Consider the following 18,224-nt stretch of genomic DNA (forward strand, 5'->3'; position numbering starts at 1 on the left):
CCGTTTTTAGAACGCCTATTTACCAAATAGTTTATTGCGTTTATTCCAATTGATTTTGGCAACATAGACACTTCCATCACTTCCGTATTTCTCCACTCCCTCTGGCTGCATCCATTCAGAAACAGTCACCCAGGTTTTTTTAGGGCTAATCTCTGTAACACCGAAATTACCCAGTCTTGCCCCTCTTTCGGGTACCAGTGCAACTTCTGTATCACGAATTACGGCCAGTTTTTCAGTGTCTACTTGTGCCATAAACAAAGGCGCACGATGTCTAAACACATGGTCATTGTCCGCACCTCTTCTGGTATATACCAAATACAAAGCATCTGAATGCCTGACCCAATGCTGTTGGGTATTGTAATTACCTAAAGGAGATCCATCGTCAAAAGTCCAGGGCTTGATGTCTTCATAATGCAAACCATCCTCACTGGTAGTGATATAACCTTGTAGGTCATTTCTAATGGTAAGAAAATATTTCCCACCAAATTCCATCAAAGAAGGTTCGTGCAAACCTCGCGTATCATTGTCCACCTTTAAGGAATTGCCCATTTTTTTAAGACGCAATGCCTTGCCATCAAAACTACAATGGCAAACCGTTACTCTTGAATTTTTCCCAGGGGGTTTATAGTAAATAGGCAATAAAATAGAACCGTCTGGCAAATCCAGTCGCTGAACACAGCCTGCACCTGCGCTAAAAAACTCATCACCTTCCGGCATTTCCAATTCCATCCACGGCAGCCACTCTTGTTTCTTTGGATCATAAACCGAATAGGCTGTCTGTCGTGGCCTGGGACTAACAATTTTCCAATCAGAGGTATATACAGCAGTATGACCTATACCAAGCAATACACCTGATTTTTCATGCCACTTGGGCCAAAAATCAGCTACTGCCACAGGTCCCTCTACTCCATTATTCACTTCCATTCTAGGAGCCAAAGTATCGGACTTTTGAGGAGATGTCCAAGTTTTTCCTCCATTACTACTTCGGATCTGGTACGTCCCTTTGAAGACATCGCTTCCCTCCAAATCAAGTGTACTCATCGTCATGACGACCTCCTTTGATCCATTCACCGTTCCTGCACGTGGATGCACCCAGCATTGTTTGCCATCAAACAACTTGGCCACCACATCTAAGCTAACCCTAAACTCCGGAGCCAGACGGGCCTTTGAAAAGGAAAAGCCTGCCTGAGGAAGACTCAGTGCCAGGAGAGAAACGGTACTTTTAAAGAGAAAATTTCTTCTATTCGCCATGCATAAGTTTTTTGGGGGGTTGGACTATCAACCAATAATAAGGAAACATACGGAAAACCAACCTCATAAACCACCGTTTTTTCACAAAATAGCGTACTTTTATCTGGTTGGTAAGGTAAATTAAAAAACCCGGATCAATCAATTAGAGAAACGCCAATATTTTTGATAAATGCAAAGAAATCAAATGCTAACTAAACGGAAAAACCAAGGAAGTTGGCATTAGCTAGTGGTGGAGAGCAAATAGTAACCTAATGGTAATAAGAAGAGCAACCAAAGCAGACGCCGAAATAATTACAGAACATCTATTCCTTGCCATGGATGAAATCCTCTATGCGTTTATTGGAATGAAAGACAAAAAAAAGGCAAAGACATTTTTACACTATTTTGTAGAAAAGGAAAACAATCAATATTCATATAAGAATTGCCTGGTAGCAGAAAGTGAAAAGGAGGTTATAGGAAGTTTAAATATTTATGATGGCCAGCAATTGGAAAGCTTAAGAGAACCTATAATTGCTTATATCAAGACCCATTTTGGAATAGACTTTAACCATGAAGAGGAAACCCAGGAAGGTGAGTATTATATTGATTGCCTAGGAGTCAGTGAAAAACACCGGGGGAAAGGCGTTGGAACAGCATTATTGAAATTTATCATTGAGAAATACGACCAGAAAACAGTAGGATTATTGGTTGAAGAAGGCAATCCAAATGCTGAGAAACTGTATTTAAAGTTAGGCTTTGAATTGGTAGGAAGAAAAGTATTAGCAGGAAAGAAAATGAAACACCTACAATTGAAACCAAAAGTTAAAGAATAAGGTGAATACACATTACCAAAAGAAGGGAGATTTGCTACCTTCCTTCGCGCAAACATCAGGGTTTTTATTGCTCTTAAACCACCTTGTATTTTATTTCAACAGCTCCTGTAGCATAAGTTTTAGTTTCGATAAGTGTCAATGATGTTTCTTTCGGAAGGCTTTCGAACAATTCAATTCCTTCAGTCAAAACAATTGGCATTACAAATACCTGAATTTCATCAATAAGCTTTTCGTTAAGCAACATCGTATTTAATTGACCTCCCCCGATAAGCCAAATGTCTTTTCCTTCAACTGCTTTCAGCCCTTTGACAAAATCAAGGTGCTTGTCAGCAATAAAGGTCACCTGATCTGTATCTTCTGAAAGTTTATTCCGTGTGAAGACATAATTTTTCTTGTCGGAATAAGGAAAATCAATCCCCCAACTTATTATTTGCTTGTAGGTAGTATTGCCTTGAATAGTGGTGTCAATGGATTTATAAAAATCGGAATAGCCATGATCAATTTCTCCCGGATTTGGGATGGCTTCCAACCAGTCTACACTTCCATCTGGTTTAGCAATTTTTCCATTTAGGCTAGTGGCTATAAATAATTTGATTTTCCTCAATTTACCTGCTTTTAAAAATTATCACTCCAAAAGGATTAGCAATATTTTACAGCGTATTCCAGTAAGCTTTGTAGCTAGTCCATTTTGATTTCATAGCCAAAATAGACCAAATTTTTCATTCGACAATGCATAATTTTATTATGATTGTTCATTTCAAAAAAACATACTATGGGGTAAAATAAACCCAATTGACCAATTGGCTAGGCACCAATACTTAAGGCTATTGGTGCCTAGCCATAAGTTTTTGAACAAAAAAGACCATTTTCATTGCTATGAATTGTGGGAAATAAAGCAAATAATATCAACAACATGCTCAAACCTGAAAATGGATGCAAAAAAGCCACCATTGGGCTAACCTCACTAAATGCAGCAGAAACCTTCCGCTCTTTTTAAAAAACCCTCTACCAAAAATCATAAATACTTATTTAGAAAGAAGTAAAATAGGCTCAGTGCTAAAAATATTCTCCAATAATTTGGTTTGCAGGGTTAAGTTTTCTAAAATTAATCTGAATTAGCAACAACGACCTTTTCACCCATAATGAAAAGGTCAAAACCCAAAATATACAATGAAGCCTACCGATACGAGTAATCCGGAATACTACCACAAGGTAGTGGACTGTCAGTATGCCTGTCCAGCCCACACCCCGGTCCCTGAGTATATCCGAAAAATTGCAGAAGAAAAATACACCGAAGCCTACATGATCAATTGGGAGTCCAATGTATTCCCAGGCGTTTTAGGCCGAACCTGTGACCGCCCCTGTGAACCTGCATGCAGAAGGGGGCGAGTTGAAGAAGAACCTGTAGCTATCTGTAGGTTAAAAAGAGTGGCTGCCGACAACAAAGGAGATGTCAAATCCCTCATGCCTCAAGCGCCATTCCCTTCCAACGGCAAGAAAATCGCCCTTATAGGAGGAGGTCCTGCTTCACTGACGGTGGCCAGAGACCTTGCGCCTTTGGGCTATGAGATCCACCTCTTTGATGAGCAGATTGCCGGAGGAGGTATGATGCGAAGCCAGATCCCTGCATTTCGACTGCCTGAAGAAGTACTCAATGAAGAAGTTAATTACATCTTAGATCTAGGCATTCACACCCAATTCATGCATTTCGTAGATAGCCTGAAAGGGGTTCTGGAGCAAGATTACGATGCGGTATTTGTAGGCACAGGAGCTCCCAGAGGTCGTGACCTCCCCAAACTTCCCGGAAGACAGGAAGCAGATGCCAACATCCATATCGGTATCGAATGGTTGGCAAGTGTGGCTTTTGAACATACCGAAAAAATTGGAAAAAAGTAATTGTTTTGGGTGGTGGTAACACCGCCATGGACTGCTGCCGTACCTCTCGCCGAATGGGTGGAGAGAGTGTAAAAGTAGTTGTTAGAAGTCCATTCAAGGACATGAAAGCCTCTCCTTGGGAAAAAGAAGATGCGCAGCATGAAGACATCGATATCTTTGACAACCATGTACCCCTTAGTTTCGAAGTAGAGAATGGCAAGCTAATAGGCATGAAATTCCAAAAGGTGGAAGCTGTCTATGATGACAATGGCAAAAGAAAACTGATTCCCACCGGCGAACCAGACGTTTTTATAGAAGCAGACGAAGTTTTGATTGCAATCGGACAGGAAAACAGCTTCCCTTGGATAGAAAGAGACATAGGACTTGAGTTTAACGAATGGGAAATGCCTACTGTGGACAAGGTTACTTTCCAATCTACAAACCCTAAAGTCTTTTTTGGTGGAGATGCTGCATTTGGACCAGAAAACGTAATCACGGCGGTGGCGCATGGTCACCAGGCGGCAGTATCCATGCACCTGTTTTGTGAAGAAAAAGACTTAAAACAAAGGCCAGCTCCATTTACCAAGCTGTTCAGCACTAAAATGGGTATCCATGAATGGAGTTACGACAGCCCTGTTACCATTGACCAAAGATTCCTGGTACCACAGGCAGAGAAATCCCTGACATTGGTAGACAGAAAGAAAGAGGTAGAACTTGGATTTAACCTGCCCACAGGTTTCAAGGAAGCCCAACGTTGTCTAAACTGCGATGTACAAACGGAATTCTCCACTGACCTCTGCATTGAGTGCGATGCCTGTATGGACGTCTGCCCTACCTCTTGCATCACCTTTACAGGGAATGAACCAGAAGAGGATCAATTGAGACAAAAACTACTGGTGCCGGCAACTAACAAGTCTCAGGACATACTGGTATCAGACACACTCAAAACTGGCCGTGTAATGGTGAAAGATGAAGATGTATGTCTTCACTGCGGCCTATGTGCCGAAAGATGCCCCACCTCCGCCTGGGACATGCAACAATATTTTTACAGTGTAACAAAAGCAGGAAGTATATGAAGGAGCAACAAGCCATTGCCCACCCTCAAGCAAGAGTAAATGATTTTGTAGCGAGATTTGCCAACGTCAACGGAACCGGATCCGCCAGTGCTAATTTCCTATTTGCCAAAGCCATATTCAGGATGGGAATTCCCGTCACCCCCAAAAATATTTTCCCTTCCAACATTCAGGGTTTACCTACCTGGTATGAAGTAAGGGTAAGTGAAAAGGGCTACCTGGGCCGCAGAGAAGGCATAGACCTGCTTGTGGCAGTCAATGCGCAAAGCATGAAGCAGGACATAGAAAGCGTACACCCCGGAGGCTACCTCATGTATGACAGCACCAAAAAATTGCATACAGATATGATCAGGGGAGACATTCATTATCTAGGAATCCCCATGATGGAGATGGCCAACGAAAACTATAGCAATCCCCGACAAAGACAACTGTTTAAAAACATTATTTATGTCGGTGCACTTTCCGTCCTGCTAAACATCGAATTTGAAGTATTGGAAACCTTGCTCAAAGAACAGTTTGCCGGCAAGGAAAAACTGATCGCTCCAAATGTAAAAGCGCTAAAACTGGGGATGGACTATGCCAGCAAACATTTCGATTACCCGCTTGATTTTCACCTGGAAAGAAGGGACTTGATCAAGGACAAAATCTTGGTGGACGGCAATACGGCCTGCGGACTAGGCGCTGTATATGGAGGAGCAACGGTGATGGCATGGTACCCAATCACCCCTTCTACTTCTGTGGCAGAGGCATTTGAGAAATTTGCAAGCAAATACCGCATAGACCCCGAAACGGGAAAGAAAAATTACGCAGTAGTACAAGCCGAAGATGAGCTGGCAGCCATGGGAATGGTCATAGGGGCCAATTGGAATGGGGCCAGGTCACTGACAGCCACCAGTGGCCCGGGCGTATCCTTAATGAATGAATTTATAGGCTTGGCTTATTTTGCCGAAGTGCCTGCCGTACTGATAGATGTACAACGGGCTGGCCCTAGTACAGGCATGCCCACCCGAACACAACAGTCGGACATCACCATAGCTGCTTATGCCTCTCATGGAGACAGCAAGCACCCTTTGTTATTTCCTTCCACTCCCAAAGAATGTTTTGAAATGACAGCCACCTCTTTTGACCTGGCAGACCGGCTTCAGACGCCTATCATCCTGATGACTGACCTTGACCTGGGAATGAACGATCACATGAGTGACCCATTCGAATGGGATGCCGAAAAGAAATACGACAGAGGAAAGGTATTCAACAGAGAAGAACTGGAAGCGATGGGCAGGTATGGCCGTTACCTGGACAACGAGGGCGACGGTATCCCTTACAGAACCTATCCGGGTACACACCCTTCCAAAGGCGCCTTCACCACCAGAGGAACCTCCAGGGATGAATACGCTGTGTATACTGAAAGCAGTGAAGCTTATGTGCGCAATATGAAGCGCCTGTTGACCAAATGGGAAACCGCAAAAACAATAATGCCTGAACCCCACTTGTATCAAGAAGAAAACCAGCAGGAGATAGGCATTCTTTTCTTCGGAACGTCCACTTATTCATCAGAAGAGGCCAAAGACATGTTGGGTGAAAAGGGTATTCACCTGGATGCTATTCGTATCAAAGCCTTTCCTTTTGGGGAAGCAACTGAAGCATTTATTCAGTCACACAAACTCGTGTTTATCATCGAGCAAAACAGAGATGGACAGCTTCGCAGCTTGATCATTAATGAAATGCAAACCAACCCTGCGAAATTAGTCCCTGTGCTGAATTACGATGGCATGCCCATCACTGCCGATGACATCGCTTCACAAATCTCCAATTATTTAAAGCAAAAAACCGCCGTAGCTCATGACTTATCTGAAACCTATATTTAGACACCCCAAACTTCCTAAAAACAAACTTGGGTATACACTTAAGGAATACGAAGGAGGTATTTCCACCCTTTGTGCAGGTTGTGGTCATGACAGCATCAGCGCCACCATCGTACAAGCCTGTTACGAAATGGACATAGAGCCTCATCTGGTAGCTAAAATTTCCGGTATTGGTTGCTCTTCCAAAACTCCTGCCTACTTTTTAGGCAATTCTCATGGCTTTAACTCTGTGCATGGCAGAATGCCTTCAGTGGCCACAGGAGCCAATATGGCCAATAAAGACCTGGTGTATTTTGGCGTCTCAGGAGATGGGGACACTGCTTCCATCGGCATGGGACAATTTGTACATGCCATCCGTAGAAACCTAAACATGGTCTATATCGTGATGAACAATGGTTGTTATGGCCTTACCAAAGGACAAGATTCGGCGACTGCCGACTTAGGTTCCAAAAGCAAAGCCGGATCTATCAATCCATTCCAACCTGTGGACCTTGCCAGCCTGGCAGTAGAATTAGGTGCCACCTTTGTGGCTCAAAGTTTCAGTGGCGACAAGCAGCAACTGGTTCCCCTTATCAAGGCTGGTATACAGCACAAAGGCCTGGCATTTATCAACGTGATGTCTCCCTGCGTAACTTTCAATAACAATCCCGGATCTACCAAATCCTACGATTACGTACGGGAACACATGCAAGCCACAGGCACCTTGGATTTTGTCCCTGAAGAAAAACCCATTCATGCAGAATACGAAGAGGGCACAGGTACAACTGTTTCTCTACATGATGGTTCAGAGATGAAATTACACAAACTCGCACTAAACTGGGATCCCGAAGACAGGGTATCGGCAGCAAATGCGATACAACAAGCACGGATGAAAGATGAGATACTCACCGGACTGCTGTACATCAATCCAGTATATGGCGACTTGCACGACATTATCAACACTTCCGACACCCCTTTAAATACCATGAAGGAAAACACATTGTGCCCGGGAACGGAAAAACTGGACACCATCAATGCGGGATTCAGATAAGGCAAGTCAGATGCAATAACATTCGAAACGAGTACAATCACCAAACCCCATCACATATAAAAGTGATGGGGTTTGTCTTTTATCACCTGACTCAGTTCTCCTTCCCATTAAACGGGTTAAATTTCCTACTCCCTACACTCATCCCTATGGCCCTGCAAACGGTCTTGTCTCCATACTTACCATTTAGCCGATCCAAGGCCTGGTACAAGGAAATACGTTCTTCCGTATCTTCAAACAAATTGATCTGATAATGGCCATGTACCAGCCCACTAAAGCGAACGCCGATCAGGCGAATCAGTAAACGACGTTGGTACAGTTGCTGAAAGAGTGCTTTGATCAGTGGAAGAAGCACATGGTCTGCGGAAGTATAAGACACCCGACGTTGCACCGTATGGGTGTCAAAATCAGAATAGCGGATCTTTACCGATACGGTAGATGCCAGTTTTTGCTGCTGTCTCAGTTTACCTGCCAACTGCTCAGTCATGGCCGTAAGTGTAGCTTCCAGCAGGGCAACATCTATGGTGTCTTGTTCAAAGGTGTTTTCTGTAGAAATCGATTTGGCTTCCGAATAAGGCGTAATAAGCGAACGGTCAATGCCATTGGCTTTCTCCCAAATCATCAGTCCGTTTTTACCAAAAGCCGACTCCAGCAATTCTGCGGGCATGGCCTGCAGGGTATGGATTTTCTTTACGCCCATATTGTACAGCGTATGGGAGGTTTTCTTCCCTATCATGGGGATTTTCCTTACTGACAAGGGCGCCAAAAAAAGCTTCTCTTGCCCATAAGGAATCTGTTTTTCATTATTGGGTTTGGCTTCTCCTGTCGCTACTTTAGATACCGTTTTATTTTGTGAAAGCCCTAGCGAAATAGGCAAGCCGCTTTCTTTGATGATTTTTTGTCGCAGTTCCTGGGCCATTTTATAACAACCAAAAAACCGATCCATTCCAGTATAATCCACATAAAACTCATCTATAGAAGCTTTTTCAAAAAGCGGCACACTCTCTCGGACAATCTCAGTGATCTCATTGGACTTCTGGCTGTACTTCGCAAAATCACCTCGAATCTGTAAAGCCTCCGGGCAAAGCTGCCTGGCAGTACGCATGGGCATGGCTGAGTGAACGCCAAACTTCCTGGCTTCATAGCTGCAAGAAGCCACCACTCCCCTGTCTCCTGATCCTCCGATCAGAATAGGCTTTCCCATAAGCCGACTGTCATACAGACGCTCGACCGACACAAAAAAACTGTCTAAATCCATGTGTACAATATTCCGTCTTTCTGCCATTACCTTCCTCTCCTACTATGATTTACAATCCGAATTGTTAATTTTATTGACATTTTATTGTTTATAATTTAAACATTTGTTTTATATTTAAACCATTGATTTCATTAAAAATTTTGACCATGTACCTTCACAGCAATATCAAACTACTGCGCAAAAGAAAAGGGCTTACCCAGTCCATAATGTCCGAGTCACTGGACATTAGCAGGTCCAAACTTGCGGGTTATGAACTAAGCATCAGCCCTCCCCTGGATACTTTGGTAAAAATCTGTGAGTACCTTGAAGTATCAGTGGATTTGATGTTGAAAGAAAACCTGGAAAAATATCCTGCCCACAAACTCAGGGACATTTTAGAAACCAGCCGCTACCTCAAGGGCCGCGACCTGCGCATCCTTACCACCACTGTAGATGCACAAGGGCGTGAACTCATCGAAGTAGTCTCCCAAAAAGCCAAAGCAAGCTATCTGGCGGGGTTTTCAGACCCCGACTTTATTGGTGAACTGCCCCGATTTTATCTTCCTTTTCTTCCTCAAGATAAAAAATACCGCGTTTTTCAGGTAGATGGCGATTCCATGGAACCTATCCCTGACGGCGCATGGATTATTTGTGAATACATAGAAGACTGGACAGCTATACGGGATGGTGAAAAGTACGTAATCGTCACTGCCCAGGACGGAGTTACCTTCAAACTGACTTACAACCAGTTAAACAAAAAAGACAACTACTACTGTGCTCAAGCAATCCCTTATACACCCCTTTTGAAGTAAAAGCAGAGACGGTGAGAGAGGTCTGGAAATACCGCATGATGATGGTATAAGTACTCAAATAAGTTGGTATAAACTAAAAATAAAGCTATCTTTAATAAGTTGGTTACCCACCGACAGTTTAATTAATGGCAACATTTTCCGCCATAATCTGTTTATAATATATACCCTTACTCGGCCACATAATATAGGGTGCGTCGAAAATCGCATGTATTGATTTTTATTTGGACAAGCATAATGCAATAGGGTTTTCCGATCTTTTTTTCAGCCTGCCCTGACCTTTTTCAGGGGAAGTGACAAAAAGATCAGGAGTGTAGGAGGCGGATACAGCACATCACAAAGAAGCGGTCGAAAGTTAAAACGATTGATTGATTTTGTCCGCCGTAGCGGATCATTCAGTAATAAATCCGCAATTGCATACCTGAGGTCCAAAGTGCTAAACAATATCGTATTTCATTGAAGCGTCGGCAGGAAATCTGCCTTAATAAAGGTTAAATCTAATCTTGGTTTTAAAGTTGTAGAGGATATGAAAGAAACAGTAGTAATTGCGTCGCTCTTAGGGAATATCAGACTTATCGCTGAAGATGGTTTTCTTTTGTCTTGTAGTTTCACGGAAGATCCCTTGTCAGAAAAAACAAACAATCTCTTTTTCCTGGATATCATAAGTCAGTTGACTTACTATTTCGAAGGAAATCTAAAATTATTTGATGTTCCGGTGGCTATTGGTGGTTCTGAGTTCCAAAAAAAGGTTTGGATGGAAGTAAACAAAACCCCTTTTGGTCAGACGGCTTCTTATAAGGACATCGCCTGCGCTCTTGACAAACCTACAGCTGTCCGCGCAGTGGGTGCTGCCAATGGCAAAAATCCATTATTGATCATTATCCCCTGTCACCGGATCATCGCAAGTACAGGAGAGTTGACCGGTTATGCCGGAGGCCTGTGGCGAAAGCTTAAGCTGCTACAAATGGAAGCCATTGACAAGCCTGGCAGACTATTTAATATAGGCTTTTAAATTTCTGTTTTTTTCCTGTCAAACCCTTTATTCTTTTTAGCAACATCCGTATTTTTAAAGATGGAAAAGACAAATATCCATCTTTACACACCAGCACTGGCACCTTACTTTCTCTCTATCAATCAGGAATGGATAGAAAGGTATTTTGCCATGGAACCCTTTGATATCGCCCAACTCCAAAAACCCCAGGAAACAATCCGGGATCATGGTGGAGAAGTTTTATTTGCCGAATGGGAAGAAGAGATCGTAGGTACGGTAGCTTTGAAAAAAATAGACACCACTCAATACGAATTGATTAAAATGGGCGTATCACCTAAAGCACAAGGCAAAAATATCGGCCTTTTGCTTGGGAATGCTGCCTTGGAATGGGCCAAAGCACAAGGAGCTACTAAAGTTATCCTGTACAGCAACAGTCTATTGGCTCCTGCGATAGCCCTGTACCGAAAAATGGGTTTTCAAGAAGTTCCCATAGAATGCGGCACCTATGAGCGCTGTGACATCAAAATGGAATACATTTTTTAGTTGTTTTCTCTGACTTGATACAAAAAGGCGATAAAATCATGGCTAGTGAATGCTAAACAAGTGAAATCATTGTTCTTTATCAGCCTCTCTGGTACTGTTAAAACACCTGAGATAATGGAAAAGGCCTGCAAGCCATATTAGAAATCCAGGAAGATGAGGAAGAGAAATTTAAAGTGTCAAATCGCTAAAACTTCGCTACTTTTACCCACATGAAAGCACACACACTTGCCATTGTTGGCTGCGGAAAACTGGCTCATATTGTTGTAGACGCCCTATTAAAAGACCTCTTACCTAACTATAAATTGATTGGTAGCTATTCAAGATCCTTTGAAAAAGCAGAGGAGCTAGCCAATAAAGTTAATCGTTCAAAAAGAGGGTATTCTTGCAAACCTTGTCATGGCTTTGATGAGTTGTTGCAGCTCAAGCCTGATTATATTGTGGAAACTGCTTCGCCATCCGCCTTTCGGGAAATGGCAATACCTGCCTTAAAAAATGGATCGTCAATAGTGACGCTATCTATTGGCGCACTTGCGGATGCTGATTTTTATGAAACAGTTCAACAAACTGCTTTGGAAAACAACTCCCGTGTTCACCTGGCTTCTGGTGCTATCGGTGGTTTTGATGTGATGCGAACTATTGCCTTAATGGAACAAAGTACTGTAACCTTTACTGCAAAAAAAGGCCCAAACCCACTTAAAAAACGAAGGTTTATGAGGATGCCTTACAAACCGAAAAACGAGAAGTCTTTAAGGGGGATGCTAAAGAAGCCATTGCGCTTTTCCCAACACAGGTAAATGTGGCAGTTGCTGCAGCATTGGCTTCCGTAGGCCCCGAAAACATAAAGGTGTCCATCAACTCAATACCGGACTATGTAGGAGACGATCATCGTATTGAAATTAAAGGTGAACAGATCCATGCAATCATTGATGTTTATAGTAAGACTGCACAGATTGCTGGTTGGAGCGTAGTGAACACCCTGCGTAATATCGTTTCTCCTATTGTGTTTTAAAATAAGCGGTTAAATTCGCCAGAACCTTTTCACTCAAGCGCCTGAAGGCTTGTTGGGTCCTGCCAGAAGATACTTGCAGGCAATGGACATAAGAATATTTTAAAAACCGTTCATCGCCTAAAGCTCCAAGCGTATCGCAATACACCACATTGTCTCCATTGAGCCATTTTTCAAAAGGCGCTGCATCCCAAGCTGGAGACAAGCCCGTATTGAATAAAATTTTACGATTGCCCAGCTGTTCAAATTCAGCTTCATGCAAGAGGATTGTGTTTTTGTTCAAACAGGTGACAATGACTTCATTTTCATTTAGCAATTGCTTTAAGGGTAAGAATTGATACCCTTTGGCTTTTGCATCTTCTTTTTCACTGCGTGCAAAATAGCTGATCTCTGCACCGAAAAACGTAAAGCATCGGCTACCATGCCACCGGATTTCCCCAGGCCAACTATTCCTACCTTGAGACCTGTGATTTCTCGTGGGATGCCGCTCCAGGCTTGTCTTGAACTCCCATCAGCTGTATTTCCAAAACCGTGCAAGCAACGCACCAACTCGCTAATTACATATTCTACCACGCCTTCATCGCCATAATCACGCACACCCTTTACCGTAATCCCTCGGGAATTTGCGTATTGGATAGCTACATTGGCACTTTCAGGTGAATACAAGGAACAACACATGCCAATGTATTTGACATTGGGACACTGTTCCAATGCGTCCTGACCCAAAGTAGTTCTGTGGCTTAACAAAACACCATCGGCATCACCAATACGCGCTACAATTTCAGCCACACTCGCGGGTTTATCCTCATGCAAGATGACTGTTTGGGCAAAAGATTCTAATTTTTCATTTGCCGAAGGGATTAATTCCAACGGCTCTATTCCAACAAGTTTCTTAAACATATTTTGGGTATTATAAGGTTTCTATTGGTTCAACACATCTTAAATAAGGAAGTTCATGTAAAGCCAATGCTTCCTCTTTTGTCTAATTCAACTATTACTCCCAAGCAAGCGAAAAAAATATACGGATGAAATTAAAAAATCTAAACGAGACATTGGCGCTTTTGGCAGGAGAAGTTTAGGATGCTGTCAAAGGATTAAGCATCGAAACTTACCCAACCATCACCTGGAAGCATACCTTAGGTTTTGATTTAAAATTCATTCAATGATTTACCTTCGCTGTTAATTTGTACACCTTTTTGTTTGCACTGCTGGAATTATCTTCTACTTTTGCACTTCCTATCTGCGCACGTGGTGAAATTGGTAGACACGCCACCTTGAGGGGGTGGTGCCTTCGGGTGTGGAAGTTCGAATCTTCTCGTGCGTACAAAACCTTTCCTAAATTCGGGAAAGGTTTTTTTTTGATGGTCATTTTATTTTATATTCCTTTTTTATTCACCTTTTTACACCTTATAGCTATGACTGATGCTACCATCCACCATTTGACATTTGGTAAAATTGCCGCCCAAATCTCTACTATGGGTGCTGAATGCATTGCACTTAAAAAAAATGGCTTGGAATACCTCTGGCAAGCAAATCCGGACATCTGGGGCCGACATGCGCCAGTACTCTTCCCTATTGTAGGCAAGCTAAAAGATAACAAGTACACCTATCAAGGCAAGTCTTATACTATGGGGCAACATGGATTTGCCCGGGACCGAAATTTTGAGTTGACTGAAAAAACAGACCATCAACTTACGATGGTCCTCAAAGCAGATGAAATCAGTAAAAAGGTTTATCCTTTTGATTTTGAGCTTTCTATTCAATACAGTCTTAGCGAAAATGGTTTGAATGTGGATTATCATGTTCACAATCCCTCCGAAGAGAAAACCCTGTTTTTTAGCATCGGAGCCCACCCTGGTTTTGGCTGTCCTTTGGAACCAGAAAAGGAATCTTTCTCCGATTATCAATTGGATTTTGCTCATGAAAACCTTACTTCCCTTCCATTGTACACACTTGAAGGAGGTCTAATCTCTACCAAGAAAAGTACTTTAGCACTTCAGGAAGGCAAAGTAGACTTGGATTACAAGCTTTTTGAAAATGATGCGCTGATAATGGACGTTGGACCAGTTACGGCTGTAAGTGTAAGCAGTCGCAAAACAGGTAAAGGCTTTGCAATGCAATTTTCAGATTTCAAGTGGTTAGGCATATGGACCAAAGAAAAAGAGGCAAACTTCATTTGTTTAGAGCCCTGGAATGGAATTGCCGCCACAACAGATCATGATGGAAGCCTTGAAAATAAATTAGGCATTGTCGAATTGGCTCCCCAAGCTAACCATAAGGCAGGATTTCAGGTAGCACTTTTGGGGTAAAATCAAAAAAAATCACTACTTTAATGAATTCATTTTTCTAATGCTGCCATATCCCGTATAGTTTTCTTAATTTTGCGGCATGTTATCCATAAACAATCTCTCTTATTATATTGGGGGCCGTCCCCTTTATGAAAATGCCTCCCTTCATATCAAGCCAAAAGACAAAATTGGTTTGGTAGGTCTGAATGGTACAGGCAAGTCTACACTCCTAAAAATCATACATGGTGATCTTCAGCCAAGTTCTGGAGAAATCCAAAAAGCGAAAGACTGCAGTGTAGGCTTTCTAAACCAGGACCTGCTGTCTTATCAATCAGAAGACAGCATCCTTGATGTTGCGCTTGAAGCTTTTAAAGAAACTTTGTCTTTACAGGTAGAAATAGACAAAGTGCTCAAAGCGATGGAAACAGATTATTCTGATGAAATCATCCAAAAACTGGCTAATCTTCAGGAAAGGTTTGAAGCCCTTGAAGGCTATACCATCAAAGCCAAGGCTGAGGAAGTATTGGAAGGCATAGGCTTTAAGACCGCTGATCTGGGACGTCCTCTGAAAACATTTTCCGGAGGATGGCGGATGCGTGTGATGTTAGCCAAGTTACTTTTGGAAAAACCAGCTTTGCTGATGCTGGATGAACCTACCAATCACCTTGACTTACCTTCAATTCAGTGGGTAGAGAATTACCTTAAATCTTATGAAGGTTCTGTTATTGTCGTATCTCACGATCAGACCTTTTTAAATAATAGTACCGATACTACAGTAGAAGTTTCTCGTGGCAACCTCACCGTTTATGCTGGAAATTATGCTTTTTATAAAACTGAGAAGGTAGAAAGAGAAGAGATTCAGCAAAATGCCTACGAAAATCAACAGGCAATGATCAAGCAAACGGAGCGTTTCATTGACCGTTTCCGTGCAAAAGCTTCCAAATCGAACCAAGTACAATCCAGGGTGAAGGCCTTGGACAAGTTGGACAAAATATCTGAGGTAGAAAAAGATGAAGTATCTGTAAACTTCAAATTTACTTTCTCCCAAAAATCTGGTCGGGATGTAATCGTATTGGATGATGTTTCCAAAGCATTTGGTGACCTTAAGATCCTGGACAAAGCGACTGCGCGCATAGAACGTGGAGATAAAATAGCCCTTATTGGTGCCAATGGAAAGGGTAAATCTACCGTCTTGAGGATCATTAATGGTTCCGAACCTATAGAAGGAAGTAGAGAAGAGGGATACAACTTGGTTAAAGCCTTTTTTGCTCAGCACCAGTTGGAAGCACTAGGAATCAACAATGAGATCCTACAGGAAATGGTGCAGGCCGGCAGTAGAAAATCGGAAACTGAACTCCGAAATGTATTGGGCTGTTTCCTATTTTCCAACGAGGATGTCTTCAAAAAAATCAAAGTGCTTTCTGGAGGTGAAAAATCCAGGGTAGCCTTGGCCAAAACCCTGATTTCTGAAGCTAACTTTTTGTTACTGGATGAGCCTACCAATCACCTTGACATACAATCTGTCAATATTTTGATTCAGGCATTGAAGCAATACGAAGGTACTTTTGTTACCGTTTCTCACGATAGGTTATTTATCAAGGGAGTTGCCAACAAAATCTGGTACATAGAAGACGAGCAAATCAAGGTATATCCAGGCACTTATGATGAGTATGTTTACTGGCGCTCCACTCAATCAGAAAAAGAAACCAAGCCACAAGCTGTTGTAAAAAAGGCACCAAAGGCTTTGCCAAAAAGTTCAGCGGAAAAGCAGGATGAACACGCGCAGAAAAAAGCCATAAAGGAGAAAGAGAAAAATCTGGAAAGCCTGGAGCAAGAAATCACTGCCCTGGAAAAGAAAAAAACGGATATTGAGCATCAATTGGCGCAACCTTCCGTATATGAAGACGAGGTGAAAATGCAACAACTCAACGACAAGTATACGAAGATGAAGCAAGATGAAGCTGCTCTTAACAAGAAATGGGAAGCACTTGCAGAGCAAATAGAAAGTATGCAAAGTTAAGAACAAGGCCTTTGACCGGTACCAAACATAAACCTGACCAATGAGACATCCATTGATTAAGCTTGTTATTATTCTTTTATTGTCTTCTACAGGCCTTTTGTCTGCTCAGGAAATATACGAAGATCAGGTATTTGACGAAAACATAAGAACTGTTCAGCTTTATCCAGCAAGCAGTGAATTTTCGGCACAAATGACAGCACCGGTTATTTTACTTAACAGTTCTCAACCATTGGAGTTGCATTTCGATGACATTGCTTTTGAGACAGACCGGTACATGGTCAAAATTATTCATTGTAATGTCGACTGGACTAGTTCTGGGCTAAAGGACCCGGATTATCTCCAGCAATACAATGAATTCAACATCAACTCTTATGAGTATGGTATCAACACGAGGATACCTTATATTCATTATACCTTTCAGGTGCCGAATGTCACCAGAACTGGAAACTATATATTAAAAGTATACAGGGGGAGAAAAGAGTCAGATGTGATTTTTACCAAAAGGTTTATGGTTTACCAAAACCAGGTAGGAATCGGTGCCGAAATTGTTCCTCCCAGTATGAATGAGGACCGAAGGACGGCACAGCAAATCAACCTGAATATTGGCTATGGCAACCGTCAACTAGTAGACCCCCTTAACAATACCAGGGTGGTGATTCGTCAAAACCAGAGGTGGGACAATGCTATTTTTGGTTTGAAGTTTACCCACATCAGAGAGGACATCAAGCAGCTACAATACCAGCTATTTGATGGGTCCAATGTATTCCTGGCTGGAAATGAATTCCGCTTCGTAGATTTACGCTACGTACGTACACGTGGAAGGAACATTGCTAAAGTAAGTATGGAGGAAGATATTGTTTTTGCGGAGGCCGCCGTTGACAAAGAAAGAAAAGGGCTAACCTATCTGGAATACCTTGATCTTAATGGGCAATATGGCATATTCAACATGGAAAGGCAGAATCATCTGCTTGAAAGTGAATATGTATTGTTGAACTTTAACCTGGAGTCTCCTAAGCTCCCCTCGCCTCCTTATATTTTAGGTTCTTTGACCAATTGGGGAAAAAGCCCTGATGCAAAGATGGTGTACAATGAAAAAAAGGGACTTTATCAGGCAAGTTTGTTTTTAAAACAAGGCTGGTATGATTATCAATATGGTTTCCAATCAGACAATGGCTGGAACATGGAACCCTTTGAAGACAGTCATTTTCAGACAGAAAACGAATATGAAATCTTTTTCTACTATCGGGAAATGGGTTCCAGATATGACGAACTGATAGGCTATACAGTCATCAATCCTAATATGAGAAGATTTTAAATTTGTCGGGTTTATTTTTCTCTATAAAAATGGCTCTCCCCTTTTTCAGATGCAATAACTACTGAAGCATTCTCATTAAGAATACTTTGTAAAAAAATAAAGGCAAAAAAAANAA

16 protein-coding genes, 1 tRNA gene and 1 pseudogene are annotated in these 18,224 nt (G+C 42.1%); 13 read left to right on the forward strand and 5 right to left on the reverse strand.

Going from position 1 to position 18,224, the window contains the following annotated elements:
• Positions 1-15: 15 nt before the first annotated feature.
• On the reverse strand, positions 16-1,251 hold the full coding sequence (locus ADICYQ_RS02440) for a sialidase family protein (RefSeq protein ID WP_020893694.1): 1,236 nt from the start codon (positions 1,249-1,251) through the stop codon (positions 16-18).
• 251 nt (positions 1,252-1,502) lie between these two features.
• Here ADICYQ_RS02440 and ADICYQ_RS02445 point away from each other — a divergent pair, with 251 nt between their 5' ends.
• A complete protein-coding gene (locus ADICYQ_RS02445) occupies positions 1,503-2,063 on the forward strand; it encodes a GNAT family N-acetyltransferase (RefSeq protein WP_020893695.1) in 561 nt (186 codons plus the stop codon).
• Positions 2,064-2,136: 73 nt separating this feature from the next.
• On the opposite strand, the gene ADICYQ_RS02450 is transcribed toward ADICYQ_RS02445, so the two are convergent.
• Complete coding sequence (locus tag ADICYQ_RS02450; RefSeq protein ID WP_020893696.1) at positions 2,137-2,667, reverse strand: dihydrofolate reductase family protein; 531 nt, start codon at positions 2,665-2,667, stop codon at positions 2,137-2,139.
• A 566-nt stretch (positions 2,668-3,233) separates the two neighbouring features.
• On the opposite strand from ADICYQ_RS02450, the pseudogene ADICYQ_RS02455 reads away from it, so the two are divergent.
• The 3 genes and pseudogenes from ADICYQ_RS02455 (at position 3,234) to ADICYQ_RS02465 (ending at position 7,903) form a co-directional block, all read left to right on the forward strand.
• Positions 3,234-5,014: pseudogene (locus tag ADICYQ_RS02455) on the forward strand (FAD-dependent oxidoreductase).
• On the forward strand, positions 5,011-6,876 hold the full coding sequence (locus tag ADICYQ_RS02460; protein WP_020893701.1) for a 2-oxoacid:acceptor oxidoreductase subunit alpha: 1,866 nt from the start codon (positions 5,011-5,013) through the stop codon (positions 6,874-6,876). The pseudogene ADICYQ_RS02455 and the gene ADICYQ_RS02460 overlap by 4 nt, the downstream one beginning before the upstream one ends.
• Positions 6,851-7,903, forward strand: coding sequence for a 2-oxoacid:ferredoxin oxidoreductase subunit beta (locus ADICYQ_RS02465; protein WP_020893702.1), 1,053 nt, complete (start codon positions 6,851-6,853; stop codon positions 7,901-7,903). The genes ADICYQ_RS02460 and ADICYQ_RS02465 overlap by 26 nt, the downstream gene beginning before the upstream one ends.
• A gap of 91 nt (positions 7,904-7,994) precedes the next feature.
• Here ADICYQ_RS02465 and dinB read toward each other — a convergent pair whose 3' ends face one another.
• Positions 7,995-9,185, reverse strand: a complete 1,191-nt coding sequence (dinB, locus tag ADICYQ_RS02470) for a DNA polymerase IV (protein WP_040414162.1) — start codon at positions 9,183-9,185, stop codon at positions 7,995-7,997.
• A 119-nt stretch (positions 9,186-9,304) separates the two neighbouring features.
• Between dinB and ADICYQ_RS02475 the strand changes: the two genes are divergently transcribed.
• The 5 genes from ADICYQ_RS02475 to ADICYQ_RS28100 all read left to right on the forward strand — a co-directional run bounded on the left by ADICYQ_RS02475 (position 9,305) and on the right by ADICYQ_RS28100 (position 12,489).
• Positions 9,305-9,949, forward strand: a complete 645-nt coding sequence (locus ADICYQ_RS02475; RefSeq protein WP_020893704.1) for an XRE family transcriptional regulator — start codon at positions 9,305-9,307, stop codon at positions 9,947-9,949.
• Positions 9,950-10,472: 523 nt separating this feature from the next.
• Positions 10,473-10,958 (forward strand): methylated-DNA--[protein]-cysteine S-methyltransferase, encoded by a 486-nt coding sequence (locus ADICYQ_RS02480; RefSeq protein ID WP_020893705.1) that lies wholly within the window; start codon positions 10,473-10,475, stop codon positions 10,956-10,958.
• Between the two features lie 60 nt (positions 10,959-11,018).
• Positions 11,019-11,480 carry a GNAT family N-acetyltransferase gene (locus tag ADICYQ_RS02485; RefSeq protein WP_020893706.1) on the forward strand — a complete coding sequence of 154 codons (462 nt, stop codon included), beginning with the start codon at positions 11,019-11,021 and terminating at the stop codon, positions 11,478-11,480.
• A gap of 209 nt (positions 11,481-11,689) precedes the next feature.
• On the forward strand, positions 11,690-12,274 hold the full coding sequence (locus tag ADICYQ_RS02490; RefSeq protein WP_020893708.1) for an L-aspartate dehydrogenase: 585 nt from the start codon (positions 11,690-11,692) through the stop codon (positions 12,272-12,274).
• Positions 12,250-12,489, forward strand: coding sequence for an aspartate dehydrogenase domain-containing protein (locus ADICYQ_RS28100; protein ID WP_235114290.1), 240 nt, complete (start codon positions 12,250-12,252; stop codon positions 12,487-12,489). The genes ADICYQ_RS02490 and ADICYQ_RS28100 overlap by 25 nt, the downstream gene beginning before the upstream one ends.
• Here the strand turns inward: ADICYQ_RS28100 and ADICYQ_RS27545 are convergent.
• A complete protein-coding gene (locus ADICYQ_RS27545; protein WP_200861871.1) occupies positions 12,476-12,748 on the reverse strand; it encodes a Rossmann-fold NAD(P)-binding domain-containing protein in 273 nt (90 codons plus the stop codon). The genes ADICYQ_RS28100 and ADICYQ_RS27545 overlap by 14 nt on opposite strands.
• Positions 12,749-12,807: 59 nt before the next feature.
• Positions 12,808-13,386 (reverse strand): Rossmann-fold NAD(P)-binding domain-containing protein, encoded by a 579-nt coding sequence (locus ADICYQ_RS27550; protein ID WP_020893711.1) that lies wholly within the window; start codon positions 13,384-13,386, stop codon positions 12,808-12,810.
• Between the two features lie 342 nt (positions 13,387-13,728).
• On the opposite strand from ADICYQ_RS27550, the gene ADICYQ_RS02500 reads away from it, so the two are divergent.
• The 4 genes from ADICYQ_RS02500 to ADICYQ_RS02515 all read left to right on the forward strand — a co-directional run bounded on the left by ADICYQ_RS02500 (position 13,729) and on the right by ADICYQ_RS02515 (position 18,109).
• Positions 13,729-13,810: transfer RNA gene (locus ADICYQ_RS02500), tRNA-Leu, on the forward strand.
• Between the two features lie 91 nt (positions 13,811-13,901).
• On the forward strand, positions 13,902-14,795 hold the full coding sequence (locus ADICYQ_RS02505) for an aldose 1-epimerase family protein (RefSeq protein WP_020893712.1): 894 nt from the start codon (positions 13,902-13,904) through the stop codon (positions 14,793-14,795).
• 79 nt (positions 14,796-14,874) lie between these two features.
• A complete protein-coding gene (locus ADICYQ_RS02510; RefSeq protein ID WP_020893713.1) occupies positions 14,875-16,794 on the forward strand; it encodes an ABC-F family ATP-binding cassette domain-containing protein in 1,920 nt (639 codons plus the stop codon).
• A 40-nt stretch (positions 16,795-16,834) separates the two neighbouring features.
• Positions 16,835-18,109, forward strand: coding sequence for a type IX secretion system plug protein (locus ADICYQ_RS02515; RefSeq protein ID WP_020893714.1), 1,275 nt, complete (start codon positions 16,835-16,837; stop codon positions 18,107-18,109).
• Positions 18,110-18,224: the final 115 nt, after the last annotated feature.

Origin of the sequence: Cyclobacterium qasimii M12-11B, assembly GCF_000427295.1 — a bacterium.
GTDB lineage: Bacteria > Bacteroidota > Bacteroidia > Cytophagales > Cyclobacteriaceae > Cyclobacterium > Cyclobacterium qasimii.